General features: G+C 43.3%; 15 protein-coding genes. 11 read left to right on the top strand and 4 right to left on the bottom strand.

The genetic code is table 11. The annotated features are described in order from the left end of the window. The first annotated feature begins 49 nt into the window (after nucleotides 1-49). From BET01_RS01720 to BET01_RS01710, 3 genes are all read left to right on the top strand, one after another. The gene (locus tag BET01_RS01720; RefSeq protein ID WP_243117107.1) at nucleotides 50-925 is read left to right on the top strand and encodes a carbohydrate ABC transporter permease; all 876 of its coding nucleotides are present in this window, start codon (nucleotides 50-52) and stop codon (nucleotides 923-925) included. A gap of 4 nt (nucleotides 926-929) precedes the next feature. After that, nucleotides 930-1,775 (top strand): carbohydrate ABC transporter permease, encoded by an 846-nt coding sequence (locus BET01_RS01715; RefSeq protein ID WP_120195020.1) that lies wholly within the window; start codon nucleotides 930-932, stop codon nucleotides 1,773-1,775. A 165-nt stretch (nucleotides 1,776-1,940) separates the two neighbouring features. After that, nucleotides 1,941-3,260, top strand: coding sequence for a glycoside hydrolase family 28 protein (locus BET01_RS01710; RefSeq protein WP_120195019.1), 1,320 nt, complete (start codon nucleotides 1,941-1,943; stop codon nucleotides 3,258-3,260). Here BET01_RS01710 and BET01_RS01705 read toward each other — a convergent pair. Continuing rightward, nucleotides 3,250-4,038 carry a DeoR/GlpR family DNA-binding transcription regulator gene (locus BET01_RS01705; protein ID WP_120195018.1) on the bottom strand — a complete coding sequence of 263 codons (789 nt, stop codon included), beginning with the start codon at nucleotides 4,036-4,038 and terminating at the stop codon, nucleotides 3,250-3,252. The genes BET01_RS01710 and BET01_RS01705 overlap by 11 nt on opposite strands. Before the next feature lie 215 nt (nucleotides 4,039-4,253). Between BET01_RS01705 and BET01_RS01700 the strand changes: the two genes are divergently transcribed. From BET01_RS01700 to BET01_RS01670, 7 genes are read left to right on the top strand one after another with little or no spacing between them, the layout of a single operon-like run. Beyond that, on the top strand, nucleotides 4,254-5,408 hold the full coding sequence (locus tag BET01_RS01700; protein ID WP_120195017.1) for an iron-containing alcohol dehydrogenase: 1,155 nt from the start codon (nucleotides 4,254-4,256) through the stop codon (nucleotides 5,406-5,408). Nucleotides 5,409-5,430: 22 nt separating this feature from the next. Further along, nucleotides 5,431-6,276, top strand: a complete 846-nt coding sequence (locus BET01_RS01695) for a class II fructose-bisphosphate aldolase (protein WP_120195016.1) — start codon at nucleotides 5,431-5,433, stop codon at nucleotides 6,274-6,276. A 14-nt stretch (nucleotides 6,277-6,290) separates the two neighbouring features. Further along, nucleotides 6,291-7,307, top strand: coding sequence for a 5-dehydro-2-deoxygluconokinase (gene iolC, locus BET01_RS01690; protein ID WP_120195015.1), 1,017 nt, complete (start codon nucleotides 6,291-6,293; stop codon nucleotides 7,305-7,307). A gap of 18 nt (nucleotides 7,308-7,325) precedes the next feature. Beyond that, on the top strand, nucleotides 7,326-9,254 hold the full coding sequence (gene iolD / locus BET01_RS01685) for a 3D-(3,5/4)-trihydroxycyclohexane-1,2-dione acylhydrolase (decyclizing) (RefSeq protein WP_120195014.1): 1,929 nt from the start codon (nucleotides 7,326-7,328) through the stop codon (nucleotides 9,252-9,254). Between the two features lie 27 nt (nucleotides 9,255-9,281). Further along, complete coding sequence (iolE, locus tag BET01_RS01680) at nucleotides 9,282-10,181, top strand: myo-inosose-2 dehydratase (protein ID WP_120195013.1); 900 nt, start codon at nucleotides 9,282-9,284, stop codon at nucleotides 10,179-10,181. A gap of 30 nt (nucleotides 10,182-10,211) precedes the next feature. Next, nucleotides 10,212-11,225, top strand: a complete 1,014-nt coding sequence (gene iolG / locus BET01_RS01675) for an inositol 2-dehydrogenase (RefSeq protein WP_120195012.1) — start codon at nucleotides 10,212-10,214, stop codon at nucleotides 11,223-11,225. 27 nt (nucleotides 11,226-11,252) lie between these two features. Then, nucleotides 11,253-12,029 (top strand): 5-deoxy-glucuronate isomerase, encoded by a 777-nt coding sequence (locus BET01_RS01670; RefSeq protein ID WP_120195011.1) that lies wholly within the window; start codon nucleotides 11,253-11,255, stop codon nucleotides 12,027-12,029. Nucleotides 12,030-12,092: 63 nt separating this feature from the next. On the opposite strand, the gene BET01_RS01665 is transcribed toward BET01_RS01670, so the two are convergent. From BET01_RS01665 to BET01_RS01655, 3 genes are all read right to left on the bottom strand, one after another. After that, nucleotides 12,093-12,470 (bottom strand): hypothetical protein, encoded by a 378-nt coding sequence (locus BET01_RS01665; RefSeq protein ID WP_120195010.1) that lies wholly within the window; start codon nucleotides 12,468-12,470, stop codon nucleotides 12,093-12,095. Nucleotides 12,471-12,541: 71 nt separating this feature from the next. Further along, nucleotides 12,542-13,666, bottom strand: coding sequence for a sensor histidine kinase (locus tag BET01_RS01660; RefSeq protein WP_158584963.1), 1,125 nt, complete (start codon nucleotides 13,664-13,666; stop codon nucleotides 12,542-12,544). 172 nt (nucleotides 13,667-13,838) lie between these two features. Next, nucleotides 13,839-14,540, bottom strand: coding sequence for a LytR/AlgR family response regulator transcription factor (locus tag BET01_RS01655; protein WP_120195008.1), 702 nt, complete (start codon nucleotides 14,538-14,540; stop codon nucleotides 13,839-13,841). 191 nt (nucleotides 14,541-14,731) lie between these two features. Here BET01_RS01655 and BET01_RS01650 point away from each other — a divergent pair, with 191 nt between their 5' ends. After that, nucleotides 14,732-15,424 (top strand): MgtC/SapB family protein, encoded by a 693-nt coding sequence (locus tag BET01_RS01650; protein WP_330512330.1) that lies wholly within the window; start codon nucleotides 14,732-14,734, stop codon nucleotides 15,422-15,424. The last annotated feature ends 16 nt before the right edge of the window (nucleotides 15,425-15,440 follow it).

Below are 15,440 nucleotides of genomic sequence, written 5' to 3'. Positions count from 1 at the left end.
GGAGGGGACGTATTTGAACCATAGGAAAAGAGAGAGTTTCAGACAATTTATGAATAAAGAAAGCACGGCAGGATTTGTGTTCAGCCTTCCGTTTACCATTGGATTTTTTGTGTTTATGGTAGTTCCCATGGGACTTTCTTTGTTTTATTCTTTTTGCGATTACAATATATTGGCACCACCAGTTTTTGTAGGAGCGAAAAATTACATTAAGATGTTTACGGATGATGTCATCTTTTTAAAAACCATTGGGGTCACCTTTTATTTTGCACTTGTATCCGTGCCCCTTCGTCTTGTATTTGCCTTAATGGTTGCCTTGATCTTATATAAGACCACCAGAATAACCGGATTCTACCGAGCTGCTTATTACCTGCCCTCCATCATTGGAGGTTCTGTAGCCGTAGCCATTCTATGGAAGCGTATGTTTGCTACTGATGGGGTGGTAAATCAGCTTTTAAGACTTTCCGGTGTTAATTCCAGCTTTCCATGGCTTGGCAATGTGAATACGGCAATCTGGACCCTCATTATTTTGGCGGTGTGGCAGTTTGGTTCTTCCATGTTGATTTTTCTATCCTCTCTAAAGCAGATTCCGGTGACTCTTTATGAGGCTGCCAGAGTGGATGGAGCGGGGAAAGTATCCCAGTTCTTTCGAATTACCCTGCCTCTATTGACCCCCACCATCTTCTTTAATCTAGTGATGCAGATGATTAACGGATTCCTTGCCTTTACCCAGTGCTTTATCATCACCCAGGGAAAGCCTTTAAACTCTACCTTATTCTACACCGTTTACATGTATCAGCAATCCTTTGAATTCTACAATACAGGATATGGTGCGGCACTGGCATGGGTCATGTTAGCGATCATTGGTTTTATTACTATGATATTATTTGCAACCAAGAGATTCTGGGTTTATACGGGAGGAGTGTGACACCATGAAGACAAAGAAACGAATGGGTGACATTGTTTATCATATCCTGGTATGTGGATTTGGCCTTATTATGGTCTATCCTCTGATCTGGATGATCATGAGCTCCTTTAAGGAAACCAGCACTATCTTTACCACAGCCGGACAATTAATTCCTAAGAAGTTCGTCCTGACTAATTATGCCACGGGCTGGAGGGGATTTGCAAAGACTGGTTTTGTGGTGTTTTTTCGTAATTCCTTTTTTATTGCGGTGGTGGCTACTCTAGGAACCGTTTTTTCTTCTGCGTTTGTTGCTTACGGCCTTGCACGGTGTAAGTTCTTTGGTAGAAAGTTTCTCTTTGTTGCCATGCTTTTGTCCATGATGCTGCCAGCTCAGGTACTTATGATTCCTCAGTATTTATGGTTTCAGAAGCTTGGCTGGGTGGGGAGCTATCGTCCTCTTATCATCCCTTATTACTTTGCCATTCAGGGCTTTTTCATCTACCTGATGATTAATTTCATTGATGGCATTCCAAGAGAGCTTGATGAAGCAGCAAAGATTGACGGCTGTTCCTATTACAGTATTTTTGCCCGGATCATGCTGCCATTAATAACTCCGGCTATGATTACAGCCAGTATATTTTCCTTTATGTGGCGTTGGGATGACTTTTTATCTGCCCTGCTCTACGTCAACGAATCTGCGAAGTATCCAGTCAGCTTGGCACTAAAGCTTTTTAGTGACCCAGGTTCTTCCTCGGATTACGGCGCTATGTTCGCCATGGCCACCTTATCCATTCTCCCGGCAGTGATTATCTTCATCTGCCTGCAGAAATATTTGGTGGAAGGCATTAGCACTTCCGGTTTAAAGGGTTAAAAAACGGCAGAGGACTTATAAAAAACAGCTTTTTTATAAGTCTTTGCCGTTTATTTTTCATTTCAGCTATTTTTCTTCGGATAGAATTGATATAATTGGGCCAATTTAAACACATTCGTAAAAAGACAGAACATTACAGATGAAATTGTCAGATTGGAGGAAATTATGAGATACAATGTATTGGATTTCGGAGCTAAGGGCGATGGAATCACCAATGATGCAGAGGCAATTCAAAAAGCCATAGACACATGTACCAGTGAGGGAGGCGGAAGAGTCTTTCTTCCCGGCGGTCATACTTATAACAGCGGTTCTATCCTACTTAAGTCCAACGTGGATTTCCACCTGGAGATGGGGGCGGTGTTAAAGGCCAGCGACAACTTAAATGATTATTACCCTCTGGCAAACGGAGGCAAAATCGTAGCCCATGAATCCGGGCTTCCTTCTTTTTTAAACAGCGAATACAACGGCAGACCATTTCACGCGTTTCTCTATGGATTTGACCAGAAGAATGTGGCAATCACTGGTTTTGGCACCATTGATGCCAATGAGAAGATTTTTTACGGGACAGACTCTGGTTATCATATTGAAGGAACTTATTATCCAAGAATTCCGCTTATGCTTTTGGAGAAATTTGAGCATCTGACCATTCAGGATGTGACTCTCATTAACTGTGCGTTTTGGACCGTTCATCTTGTGGGCTGTAACGATGTATTAATCCAGGGTATCCGTCTTCTTAATAACCTACAGATGGCAAACTCGGATGGAATCGACCCAGATCACTGTACCAACGTCCGTATCATCGGATGCCACATTGAGTGTGGAGACGATGCCATTGTTTTAAAAAACTCAGGAGATTACAATCAATATGGTCCTTGCGAAAACATCGTAATTTCAAACTGCACCTTAATCTCCACCAGTGCAGCCATTAAGTTTGGCACCGAAGGGGAATGTAGCTTCCGTAACATATTGGTAGAAAATTGTACCATCAGCAGAAGTAATCGTGGTATCTCTCTTCAAATTAGAGATGGTGGAAACGTGGAAAATGTTGTGTTTTCCAATATCGTCATTGAGACACGCCGGTTTTCTCATGAGTGGTGGGGAAGAGCCGAGCCGATCTGCATTACCGTACAAGATCGTAAGCCTGGGGTAAAGGCTGGAATGGTCAGAAATGTCCGGTTCCAGAACATTACCTGCAAAGGGGAAAATGGAATCTTTATTCGAGGAAGTGAAGATAATTACGTGGAAGATGTGAGCTTTGACCACATCCATCTGACCCTGGAAAAGACTTCCCGTTGGGACATTGAGGGATATGATATCCGTCCTTGCCAGGGTGATGGTGTGATTCGAACTAAGATATCTGGAATCTATGCGGATTATGCAAGAGATATCTCATTTGAACATATAAAAATCAATGTGGAAGAGAGTATGCAGCCCTATTATAAAGAAGATGTCACTCTGCTTCATACAGAGGAAATTATAATCTAACTACTGCCTCTGTGGCAATGCGGATGGCGCAACCTTGTTCCTCGCAGTAGGAGCAGAATGCATCATCTGGCATCTGATCGGTTAGTATCGAGTCAAACTGACTCACATCTCCAAAGGTCATAAGGGAGGCACGGCCAAACTTTGAGGAATCAGCCAGAAGATAATGCTTCTGGCTTTTTTTAATTGCCGCTTTTTTTACGTTATATTCTTCCGTAGAAGCATTACAGATTCCGGCCTGGGTGGAAATTCCGGTGCAAGCCATAAACGCCCTGACAATATTAAAGTCCTCTAAATATTCCACGCAGGAGCTTCCCACAAGAGAAGCAGTATCTCTTTTTAAGGAACCAGGTAAAACGATCAAGTTGATGTTTGCATAATTCATGGCCTTATTTATGACCTGAACGCTGTTTGTTATGACAGTAACCGTATTCAAATGGGTCAAGTAGTCCACAATATTCATGGTCGTAGTTCCGCTATCTATAAATATGATATCACGTTCTCTGACATAGGAAGCGGCTAAGGCTGCGATCTGCTGTTTTTTATGTGCATTCTGATTGGCCCTCTCGTGAAAGGTAATTAGTTCTGGAATGGGAGAGACCGATTCCAGGGCAATCACACCGCCGTATACCTTTTCTACCGTTCCTCTTGATACCAGGACCTCTAAGTCTCTTCTAAGTGTATTTTTTGATATTTCAAAGACTTCGCACAGGCTATCAATGGAGGCAGTCTTGTGTTCCAGAATATATTGTTCTAATTCGTCAATACGGGAAATTCTCATGTTAAACTCCTTTTATGGCTGCCCCATTGGCAACCTTTCTGATGGAATTATAACAGATGCACAAAAAAATATCAACAAGTAACCAAGAAGTGATCATATTGTGGAAAAAAACTGGAAGAATCTCTTGACCATACCCATGAAAAGTGCTAGAATATAACCAAAATACAACAACAATTAAATCAAAACATTATCATAAATAGGAAAGGAGCGTAATAATGGGAAGAGAGTTTATTATGCCTGGAACAATCTTAAGTGGAGACAATGCCCTCTTTGATGCCAGGGCTCATTTAAAAGAACAAGGGAATAAGGCCTTAATTGTCACCGATGAGATGATGGTGAAGCTTGGAAATGTGGAGATTTTAACGGGACTTTTAAAAGATGAGAACATTTCCTATTCCGTATTTGACGGGATTAATGGAGAGCCTACAGATACCATGATTGAAGCAGGTTTATCCTCCTATCAAGAGGAAGGTTGTGATTTCCTAATCGCACTGGGAGGCGGAAGTCCCATTGATTCCATGAAGGCAATTGCTGCGTTATCTGCTTGTGGTGGCGTGATCTCTGATTACATGGGTAAGGTCATCAAAGGAGAACTTCCTCCTATGACCGCCATTCCTACCACAGCCGGTACCGGTTCTGAGGCAACACAGTTTACCATTATTACAGATACCAAAAAGGACATTAAGATGCTTTTAAAGGGTCCGGTGCTGATGCCAGATCTTGCAATCATTGACCCAAGGTTTACCATGACAGCTCCACCTAAGATAACAGCGGCAACGGGACTTGACGCCTTAACTCATGCAATGGAGGCTTATACCTCAAGAAAAGCACAGCCCTTATCTGACTCCTTTGCCTTATCAGCCGTAAAAAGAATCTTTGCCTGGCTTCCAAAGGCTTACCATAATGGGGAGGACAAAAAAGCCAGAGAAGAGATGGCTCTGGCTGCTTTAGAAGCTGGCATCGCTTTTAACAATGCTTCAGTCACCTTGGTTCATGGAATGAGCCGCCCCATTGGAGCACTATTTCATGTTCCCCACGGTATTTCCAATGCCATGCTTTTAAAAGAATGTTTCCGGTTTGCTCTTGATGGAGCGTATGACCGGTTTGCAGTTATGGCAAGAGAGATCGGAGTAGCAGGAGAAGCGGATACGGATGAAGTGGCTGCAAAGGCATTTTTACAGGCTGTGATTGGAATTGTAGAGGAACTTGAGATTCCCTCACTTTCTGGATATGGTATAAACAGGGAAGCATTTTTTACAGTCATTGATAAGATGGCAGGGGATGCCATGGAAAGTGGAAGTCCTTCCAATACCAGGAAAGACATGACAAAGGACGATGTAACCGAGATTTACCGCAGACTTTTCAATTGAAGCGGGGATAAAGGAGAAGCGTATGGCATTAGTAACAATGAAGGAATTGCTTGATCAGGCAAAGATGAAACATGGGGCCGTTGGAGCCTTTAGCGTGGGGAACCTTGAGATGGTAAAGGGAGCGGTGAAGGCGGCTGAGGATATGAATACCCCTATCATTTTACAGATTGCAGAGGTTAGGCTTCCTCATTCTCCACTGGCTCTCATGGCTCCCATGATGGTGGAGGCGGCAAAGAAATCTTCTGTGGATATTGCCGTTCATCTGGATCATGGGAAGACACTAGATGTGCTTCATCAGGCGCTGGAATATGGGTTCACTTCGATTATGATGGACGGTTCCACCCTTCCTTTTGAAGAGAATATAGAAAAGACGTTGCAGGCGGCTGACCTTGCTAAGAAGTACGGAGCCACACTGGAAGCGGAGCTTGGTCTGGTGGGCGGAAGTGAGGATGGCAGTGTTGATGAAGGGATTCGCTGCACCAACCCAGAGGATGCTAAGGTTTTTCTAAAACGGACCGAAGTGGACGCCTTGGCAGTTGCCATTGGAAACGCCCATGGCAATTATCCGGTGGCGCCTCGTCTGGCCTTTGATGTGTTAGGAGCCATTGGTAAGATCACAGATGCACCTTTGGTGCTTCATGGAGGAACCGGGATTACACCAGAGGATTTTAGAATCGCCATTTCACTTGGCATACGCAAGATCAACATTGCCACTGCAAGCTTTGACAGCTTGACCAGAGAGGCAATCAAATATCTGGGGAGTGAAGGAAAACACGATTATTTTGGGTTAAATGAAGCTATGGTAAAAGGCGTTTACGATAATGTTACACAGCACATCCGCATTTTTAATTGTGCAGAACCGCTGTAGTCAGGAGGGAAAGCATGCAGTATATTACATTTGATGAGAAAAGACCGATGGATTTAGTCTTACTAGGCAGAGTTGCCGTTGATTTTAACCCGGTGGATTATTTCCATCCCCTGGCAGAGTGCACCACCTTTAAAAAGTATGTGGGCGGATCGCCGGCTAACATCGCAGTTGGTGTTTCCAGACATGGATTAAAGGCAGGATTTTTTGCAAGAGTATCCGATGATCAGTTCGGAGATTTTGTAACAGACTTTTTCAAAAAAGAAGGAATCGATGTAACCAAGATCCGCCGCTGTGAGCACGGAGAAAAGATTGGCCTGACATTTACGGAAATTTTATCTCCTACGGAAAGCAGTATTTTAATGTATCGCAACTGCATTGCAGATTTGCAGCTTGATCCGGCGGATATTGATGAAGAATATATAAAGAATACAAAGGCAATCCTGATTTCCGGAACGTCTCTTGCAGCCAGCCCTTCCAGAGAAGCAGCTCTTAAGGCAGTGATGCTTGCAAAGAAGAATGGCACAGTCATTATATTTGATATTGATTACCGTCCTTATAACTGGGTCAGTGAGGATGAGATATCCATCTACTATTCTTTGGTAGCAAAGGAATCGGATATTATCATGGGTTCTAGAGAGGAATTTAACTTAACGGAACGATTAATCGAAGAAGGTCGTTCCGATGAGGAGAGTGCGGCTGCATGGCATAAGGAACAGGCAAAGATCGTCATTATTAAGCATGGGAAGGAAGGCTCCACTGCTTATACAAACGATGGAAACCGCTATAGCATCAAGCCTTTCCCAGTTACGGCTCTTAAATCCTTTGGTGGCGGGGATGGATATGGTTCCGGTTTCTTATATGGATTGTTTGAAGGCTGGGAGATGATTGATTGTCTGGAGTTTGGTAGTGCAGAAGCAGCGATGATGGTTGCAAGTCACTCTTGTTCTGAGGATCTTCCGGGACCGGATGAAGTTCATGCATTTATCAAAGAAAGCAAGGAAAAATACGGCGAAATGATCGCCAGAGCATAAAGAAGGGAGACAAGGGTTATGGGGTACACCAAAATGACGGTTGCGCAGGCACTGGTAAAGTTTTTAGATAACCAGTATGTGGAGCGAGACGGAGAAGTAACAAAGTTTGTAGAAGGAGTCTTCACCATTTTCGGTCACGGAATCGTGGTAGGTCTTGGTCAGGCTCTGGATGAAAATCCAGGAAGCTTAAAGGTATATCAGGGACGAAACGAACAGGGAATGGCTCACGTGGCAGCAGGATATGCCAAGCAGAACAACAGAAAGAAAATCATTGCCTGTTCTTCCTCCATTGGACCAGGTGCAGCCAATATGGTAACAGCCGCAGCCTGTGCCACCGTAAATAACATTCCTCTTCTCCTCCTTCCTGGTGATACTTACGCCACCAGACAGCCAGACCCAGTGCTGCAGCAGTTGGAGCAAAGCTATGGCCCATCGATCACCACCAACGATGCCTTCCGGTCTGTGTGCAAGTTCTGGGACCGCATCGTTCGACCGGAACAATTGATGTCAACTATGATCAATGCCATGAGAGTTCTTACGGATCCAGCAGAAACAGGCGCAGTCTGCGTCGCACTTTCTCAAGATGCGGAAGGGGAATCTTATGAATATCCAGATTATTTCTTTGAGAAACGGGTGCATAGAATCTCCCGTCCGGTGCCAACCAAAGAAGACTTAAACGACTTGATCGCAATGATTGTAAAGAGCAAAAAACCAATGGTGATCTGCGGCGGTGGCGTTCGGTATTCAGAAGCCGGTGAGGAACTGATGAAGTTCTGTGAGACATTCCACATACCATTTGCGGAAACTCAGGCTGGTAAGAGTGCTTGTAAATCCTCTCATCCTTATAACCTAGGAGGGTTAGGCGTGACTGGAAACTTATCTGCAAATACCATTGTAGAAGAGGCCGATTTAATTATTTCCGTAGGAAGCCGTTTGTCAGACTTTACCACTGGCTCCAAGAACCAGTTTAAAAATCCCGAAATGAAAATGGCATCCATTAACATTTCCAGATTCCATGCCTATAAGATGGACTCATTTCCAATCGTGGCGGATGCAAAGGCAGCTCTTAGTGTGTTGTCAGAACGTTTGGAAGAACAGGGATATGTATCTGGTTATGACGGTGAAATTGAGGCAGCAAAGAAAGCTTGGGATGAGGAGATGGATCACCTTTCCACTTACTGTTATGATGATGATTTTGAACCTCTGGTGAAAGCCAGAAACCCTGTATCCATTGAGGAGTTCGTTGCACTGACTGGCGGTATGATCACTCAGACGGCGGCAATTTCCTTAATCCGCAGTGAGATTGATTCTGACGCCATCGTAGTCGGGGCATCCGGTAGTCTTCCAGGATGCTTACAGAGAATGTGGACCACGGATCAAACAGATGCTTATCACATGGAATACGGTTATTCCTGTATGGGCTATGAGATTGCGGCAAGTCTTGGCGCAAAGATGGCATCACCAAAGCAGGAAGTATACTCCATGTGCGGAGACGGAAGCTTCCAGATGCTTCATGGCGAACTTTTAACCTCTCTTCAGGAGGGAATGAAGATTAACGTTCTTTTGTTTGACAACTGCGGCTTTGGCTGTATCAACAATCTCCAGATGTCAAATGGCATTGGAAATCTGGCAACAGAATTCCGTTATCGCAGTGAAGACGGGGCACTAAACGGTGGACTGATACCAGTGGATTATGCAAAGGTATGTGAAGGATATGGGGTTAAAACCTACACAGCAAAAACACTGGATGAATTAAAGGCAGCACTTGCAGATGCGAAGAAACAGACCGTTTCCACCTTAATTGATATCAAGGTACTTCCAAAGACCATGACAGAAGGTTACAATTCATGGTGGAATGTGGGACTTGCAAGTGTGACCGGAGATGAAGGGCAGCAAAAAGCATATGAAACTCTGATTGAAAACCGCGGTAAGGCAAGGCGGTATTAAATAATAAAATAGGGAAGGGATACCAATATGTTAAACAAGGAGAAAGTAAAATTAGGAATTGCACCAATCGCATGGACCAATGATGATCTTCCAGATCTTGGAGGGGAGAATACCTTTGAGCAGTGTGTCAGCGAGATGGCACTGGCCGGATTCACTGGCTCTGAGGTGGGAAATAAGTATCCAAAGGATGTGGAGGTCTTAAAAAAGGCCCTAAAGTTAAGAGGAGTCGAGATCTGCAACGCATGGTTTTCCACCTTCTTAATCAGCAAGCCATACGAGGAGACGGAGGCAGAATTTAGAAAGCATGTGGCTTTCCTTGCAGCTATGGGGGCGAAAGTAGTTGGAGTTTCGGAACAAAGCTATAGCACACAGGGAATGCTTGATCAGCCTGTATTTGAAGGCAAACATGAGATGGATGATAAGGAATGGGATCTTTTATGCAACGGTTTAAATCGCCTTGGAAAAGTATCCAAAGAAGAGTATGGGGTTCATCTTACCTTCCACCATCACATGGGAACCGTTGTTCAAAGTGCAACCGAGGTAGAGCGCATGATGGCAGGAACTGATCCGGAATACGTTAGCCTCTTATTTGACAGCGGACACTTTGCTTACTGCAACGAGGATCCGGTGGCTATGATTACCAAATATGTGGACCGCATTAAGCATGTACATTTAAAGGATATTCGTCCAGATGTGGTAAAACAGGTAAGGGAAGAAAAAATGAGCTTCCTTGCAGGGGTACGGGCAGGTGCTTTCACCATTCCTGGAGATGGCTGCGTAAGCTTTGATCCTATCTTTAAAGTATTAGAGGACGCTTCTTATGAAGGCTACATGGTAGTGGAAGCGGAGCAGGATCCAGCAAAGGCAAACCCACTGGAGTACGCCATGAGTGCAAGAAAATTCATCTCAGAAAAAACTGGTCTTTAATACATCAAACATGAAAAGGAGAAGGAAATTATGGTAACTGTAGGAATTATTGGAGCTGGAAGAATCGGAAAAGTTCATACGACTAGCATCTGCAACATAGTAAAGAATGCAACAATCAAAACCATTGCTGACCCATTTATGAACGAGGAGACTGCCAATTGGGCAAAAGGCATGGGTGTCAATCATACCACCAAGGATTATAAGGAGATTTTAGCGGATCCTGAAATCGATGCCGTTTTAATTTGTTCTTCCACCAACACCCATTCCCCTATCTCTGTGGAAGCAATTAAGGCTGGTAAACACGTTTTCTGTGAAAAGCCAATTGACCATGACGTTGATAAAATCAAAGATGTCATTGAGGCATTAAAGGATAGCAAGGTGAAGTATCAGGTAGGTTTTAACCGTCGTTTTGATCACAACTTTGAGGCAGTTAAGAATGCAGTCGTAGCAGGTAAAATTGGAGAGCCTCATATCATTAAGGTAACCTCCAGAGATCCAGAGCCACCAAGTGCAGAGTACGCAGCCGTTTCTGGCGGTATGTTCCTTGATATGACCATTCATGATTTTGATATGGTGCGTTTCCTTGCAGGCTGTGACGCAGAGGAGATCTACGTTCAGTCAGCAGTCTTAGTTGATCGAGCCATTGGAGAAGCAGGAGACGTGGATACCGCAGTCATCACCATTAAGATGGAGAATGGCGCCATAGCAGTGATTGATAACTCCAGAAAGGCTGTTTATGGCTATGATCAGAGAGCAGAGGTATTTGGCTCCAAGGGTATGGTGGCAACTGCCAATGATACCGAATCCAGTGCAGTACTCAGCACCGCAGACGGTGTGACCGGAGAAAAACCTCTCTACTTCTTCTTAGAGCGCTACATGCAGTCCTTTGCAAAAGAAGTAAACTGCTTTATTGAAGCCATTGAAAACAATACAGATACTCCTCTTGGGGTGTTAGATGGATTAAAGCCAGTACTTATGGGAATCGCAGCAAAGAAATCCGTAGAAGAGCACAGACCTGTTAAAATTTCAGAAATTACAATGTAAGTGATAGAAAGGAAGAAAGGAGTTGCCATGAGCCAATTATTTAGCTACCCGGAGTTTGATCAGGAGGGAGTTAAGACCCTGTGTAAAGCCGGAGACGCGAACAATGATATGTTAATGGATATTGCTGTCTATGAGTTAAAGAAAGGAGAGGAACGCACCTTTTCCTATCCTCTAAGCGAGATGGCAGTCCTACTTCTCACCGGGGAAATCACCTTTTCCTGGGAAGGGAAGGAGGAGTGTGGAACGCGTAGCAGTTTCATTGAGGAAGGCCCTTACTGTCTTCATGTTTCCAAGGAAATAACCGTTACTGTGACTGCAAAGGCCGACAGCCAGGTCTTAGTTCAGTGTACCGAAAATGAGAATACATTTGAAAGCATATTCTACCGGCCAGAGGATTGCACCAATGATACGTTTGGTGAGGGACTTTGGGAAAATAAAATGAAGCGTACGGTTCGCACCATCTTTGATTACAGCAATGCTCCTTATTCCAATATGGTAAATGGAGAAGTAATTACCCATCAAGGCGGCTGGTCAAGCTACACCCCCCACGAGCATCCCCAGCCAGAGGTGTATTACTATCGTTACGAACGGCCAGAGGGCTTTGGCGCCTGCTTTATTGGCGAGGAAGCCTTTAAGATCAAGGACGGAAGCTGTGCAGCCATTCCTGGAGGGAAGACCCACCCTCAGACAACTGCACCTGGATTTCCCATGTATTACTGCTGGATGATCCGCCATCTTCCTGGTAATCCCTGGACAACAAGAGTCGATGACCCAAGATATAACTGGGTCAAGGAAGTGAACTAAAAAACAGAGAGATGCCCTTTCGATTGACAGGGCATCTCTCTGTTTACATAGCGGCTATTTTTATCAGAATAGAAGCCTTTTTTGATTTTCATCAAAATCCTGACTGTAAGTGCCGGTTTCCAACTTATCGTCCCCCGGTTTGTACTGGTCAAATGAGTCTCTGGAAGAGGATGAAGCCTTTTCTTTCTTTTTGGTATCGGCTTTTAAGTCATCGATCTTACGCTCGACTTCGGCTAATTCTTTTTTCAGGCTGGCATATTCCTTACTGGGCTTGGTTGAGAATGGTTCATTCGCCGCTTTCAATTTTTGTTCCAACTGGGCCTTTTTTCCTTGTAAGTCCTTAATGGCTGCGTTGTTGTCTTCAGAATCAATGCTGCCAATAGAATCGGTATTTGCGCCAAATTGGTTTGGGGCGGCACTTGTGGTACTGCTTATGTTCATAATAAAACCTCCTGTCTTTTGTGATGGTTTCATTATAAAAATATAGCCATTTTACTGCAATGGATTTGGTGTCAATGGTATGTTTGGTGTTGTGGAATGAGAAACAGGACATTTAACCGAAAAAAATCAGGTCCATCTTCGATGGAAATAGTGCCATTGTATTTTTGTGCAACTGCTTTTATGTTATTTAGGCCAATGCCAAAAACAATGGGTGAACTGTCTTTCATACACCGACTGTTTTCTGCTTCAATCATAAAGAAGCTTCCCTTTTGCATGGCAGATAAGAGAAGGTATTTGTTTCCTTCTGTTAAGGTACTTAATGCATTGATTGCATTGTCTACCGCGTTGGAAAAAACGATACATAAATCAAGATCATCCAAGGAACTCTTAGCTGGGATTTTAACCGTACAGTCAACATGGATTTCTTTTTGGGCGGCTAACCCCAGCTTGCTGCTTAGCAGCATATCGATGACAGTGTTGCCTGTGCTGCAGGGAAATGAGGTCTTATCTGTTACATCTTTTAGCTTTCCAAGGTATTCCTGAGCCTTAATCAGTTCTTCTTTCTGAATCAGGTTTTCAAGGATGGTCCAGTGATTTTTAATATCATGACGAAAAGAGCGAGTCTGCTCGTAACGGTATTTTAATTCATCAATGTAATCCTGCTGGGAGGCGGCCTGCTGTTCTAACATGGTGTTTTTTAGCTCCAGTTCAAATCCGGTGAGAAGCCGGTGATAGGCATATAGAACTGCTACTAGGCACCCCAGAGCAGACAATTCCAGAATCATATGGCCTGCGTTCGTAAGCTGTGACAGAAAGCCTATGCTGGAGGAGCTACTGATAATAAATTGCAGAATCAGCAGTATAAATAGAGTTGGGAGCAATAAGATCAGTACCTGCTGTGTCAATGCTATTTTCCGCCCGTAAAAGGACTTTATAGTATACCGGTAAGCAATAAAGACCGAGATTACGGAAGTAAGAGAAATGGCAGCAAGAAGCAGTTTTTCAAAATTGCCAAGGGGAACCCCCCAGCCATAAACAATTTGAGTCATTGTCTGAAATAATCCGTTTATGATCTGCATGATGGTTATGGCTAGGATTGCGGTGATTCCCGACAGCCAGGGCCTGCATCTTAAAATAAGGCAGCCAAATGAAAACAAAGCAAGCACTTCTATTGCTGTGGTGAAAATAAATGACATCTTAACGTATATTTCCAGGCCATATATGATATACATCAGAGCGGTGTAGAAAACATAGTGGTGCTTCTTTAACGGCACGTGCGTGAATGTTCCGAAAAAATACAGTTCAGAAAGAGCCAGAAGGCCGTTTAACAAACAAAAGAAGAATAGAATGTTTATAAAGTCCATGGTATCACCGGCCTTTCATATAAAGCAGCACAGCGGAAAGAAATTCCTGCTGTTTTAATCTTGAAATTGGAATCTGCTCGCTGTTTTCTAAGTGAGCCATTCCCTTTTCACAACTGTTGACAAATTTTAAATTTACCAGATAGCTGCGATGGCATCGAAAAAAGCATGGATCAAGCTGTTTTTCCAGTTCTTTGATTTTACAGTAGTAATCAATGACCTCATTTTTGGTATGTACATAGATAATCCGGTTAATGATTTCGCAGTAAAGTATATCATCAAACCGGACGATTTTGCAGTAGGATCCTTTTTGTATGGAAAGACGCCGGTTCTTCTGCTCGCTGATATAATGGAGAATCCGGTCCATGGTGCGGGAAAAACGCTTTGGCGATATGGGCTTTAATATATAATCTGAGGCTTCCACTTCAAATGCGTCATATACATATTCCGGAGATATGGTAACAAAGACCAGAAAGGAATTCTTCCCGGCCTTACGCATTTTTTGCGCGGCTTCCATTCCGGTTATTCCATTCATTTGGATATCCAGAAATATAATATCGTAATGAGTATCTTTTTGAAGCAGGGATCTTGCGTCTTGAAATAAGTCAATTTCAAATTGGCAGGACTGCATCATGAGATAACCCGTTATTCTTTCTTTTAAGTCGGAAACCATAGTTTCCTCGTCATCACATATGGCAAGTTTAATCAAAATAGTACCTCACTTTTATATTGATACAAGTTATCATACAATTAATAAAATGCCTATGCAAGATAAGAATACAAGAAATGCACAGTAAAATAGGTAAGAATCGCAAATTCTGAGGTGACGGATCCAATCAAACATGATAAATTAGTAGCATATTTATAATATATCAGTATGAACAGAAAAGGGGTAAGGAAATGATTTATGTCAAACAAATGCTGGTGGGAGTAATCGAGAAGTACGATCTCGTCTATCAGACCAGCTTGTTTATAAGAATCATTGTGGCAGGGATTTTTGGTTATCTCATCGGGTATGAGAGAAAAAACCGCTACAAAGGTGCCGGAATGAGGACTCATGCCATTGTGGCCATGGGAGCTGCCCTTATGATGGTAGTTTCTAAGTACGGGTTTCGGGATATTCCTAATTTTGACCCGTCAAGAATTGCGTCTCAAATCGTTTCCGGTATCGGTTTTCTGGGTGCAGGAGTTATATTTATAAAAAACAACTCCGTAAGCGGACTGACTACAGCTGCTGGTATTTGGGCAACGGCAGGAGTTGGCATGGCAATTGGATCTGGCTCTTATTTTGTGGGTTGCGGGGCAAGCTTGCTTCTTATCTTCACCCAGATTATCCTTCATGATGTGCCCTTTTTATCCAAAGAGCCTTACCGGAGTATGCTAAAGATCAACACCTCCCACTACGATTCCATTATCACAGAACTTTTTAATATGTTTACCGAAGAAAAGATCAAGGTTTTAAATGTGAAAATAGGGAAATCTAAAGATAGTACCAAGGTAGAATTAGACCTGCTATTTCCACCGGGATATGAAAAAAACAATTTGATTATCAAGTGGTCTGCGGATAAGCGGATTGATTCCATCAGCGGATAAGAGTTAAATTGAACCC

Source organism: Lacrimispora algidixylanolytica, from assembly GCF_003609635.1.
Classification (GTDB): domain Bacteria; phylum Bacillota; class Clostridia; order Lachnospirales; family Lachnospiraceae; genus Lacrimispora; species Lacrimispora algidixylanolytica.
This window is presented reverse-complemented; position numbering and strand designations above follow the sequence as displayed.

What these genes read in the sequence shown, in the direction of transcription:
- iolD (WP_120195014.1), top strand. Translation starts at nt 7,326, where the DNA reads ATGGGGTACACCAAAATGACGGTTGCGCAGGCACTGGTAAAGTTTTTA.
- BET01_RS01665 (WP_120195010.1), bottom strand. Translation starts at nt 12,470, where the DNA reads ATGAACATAAGCAGTACCACAAGTGCCGCCCCAAACCAATTTGGCGCA.
- iolE (WP_120195013.1), top strand. Translation starts at nt 9,282, where the DNA reads ATGTTAAACAAGGAGAAAGTAAAATTAGGAATTGCACCAATCGCATGG.
- BET01_RS01670 (WP_120195011.1), top strand. Translation starts at nt 11,253, where the DNA reads ATGAGCCAATTATTTAGCTACCCGGAGTTTGATCAGGAGGGAGTTAAG.
- iolG (WP_120195012.1), top strand. Translation starts at nt 10,212, where the DNA reads ATGGTAACTGTAGGAATTATTGGAGCTGGAAGAATCGGAAAAGTTCAT.
- BET01_RS01720 (WP_243117107.1), top strand. Translation starts at nt 50, where the DNA reads ATGAATAAAGAAAGCACGGCAGGATTTGTGTTCAGCCTTCCGTTTACC.
- BET01_RS01710 (WP_120195019.1), top strand. Translation starts at nt 1,941, where the DNA reads ATGAGATACAATGTATTGGATTTCGGAGCTAAGGGCGATGGAATCACC.
- BET01_RS01700 (WP_120195017.1), top strand. Translation starts at nt 4,254, where the DNA reads ATGGGAAGAGAGTTTATTATGCCTGGAACAATCTTAAGTGGAGACAAT.
- iolC (WP_120195015.1), top strand. Translation starts at nt 6,291, where the DNA reads ATGCAGTATATTACATTTGATGAGAAAAGACCGATGGATTTAGTCTTA.
- BET01_RS01660 (WP_158584963.1), bottom strand. Translation starts at nt 13,666, where the DNA reads ATGTCATTTATTTTCACCACAGCAATAGAAGTGCTTGCTTTGTTTTCA.
- BET01_RS01695 (WP_120195016.1), top strand. Translation starts at nt 5,431, where the DNA reads ATGGCATTAGTAACAATGAAGGAATTGCTTGATCAGGCAAAGATGAAA.
- BET01_RS01650 (WP_330512330.1), top strand. Translation starts at nt 14,732, where the DNA reads ATGATTTATGTCAAACAAATGCTGGTGGGAGTAATCGAGAAGTACGAT.
- BET01_RS01715 (WP_120195020.1), top strand. Translation starts at nt 930, where the DNA reads ATGAAGACAAAGAAACGAATGGGTGACATTGTTTATCATATCCTGGTA.
- BET01_RS01705 (WP_120195018.1), bottom strand. Translation starts at nt 4,038, where the DNA reads ATGAGAATTTCCCGTATTGACGAATTAGAACAATATATTCTGGAACAC.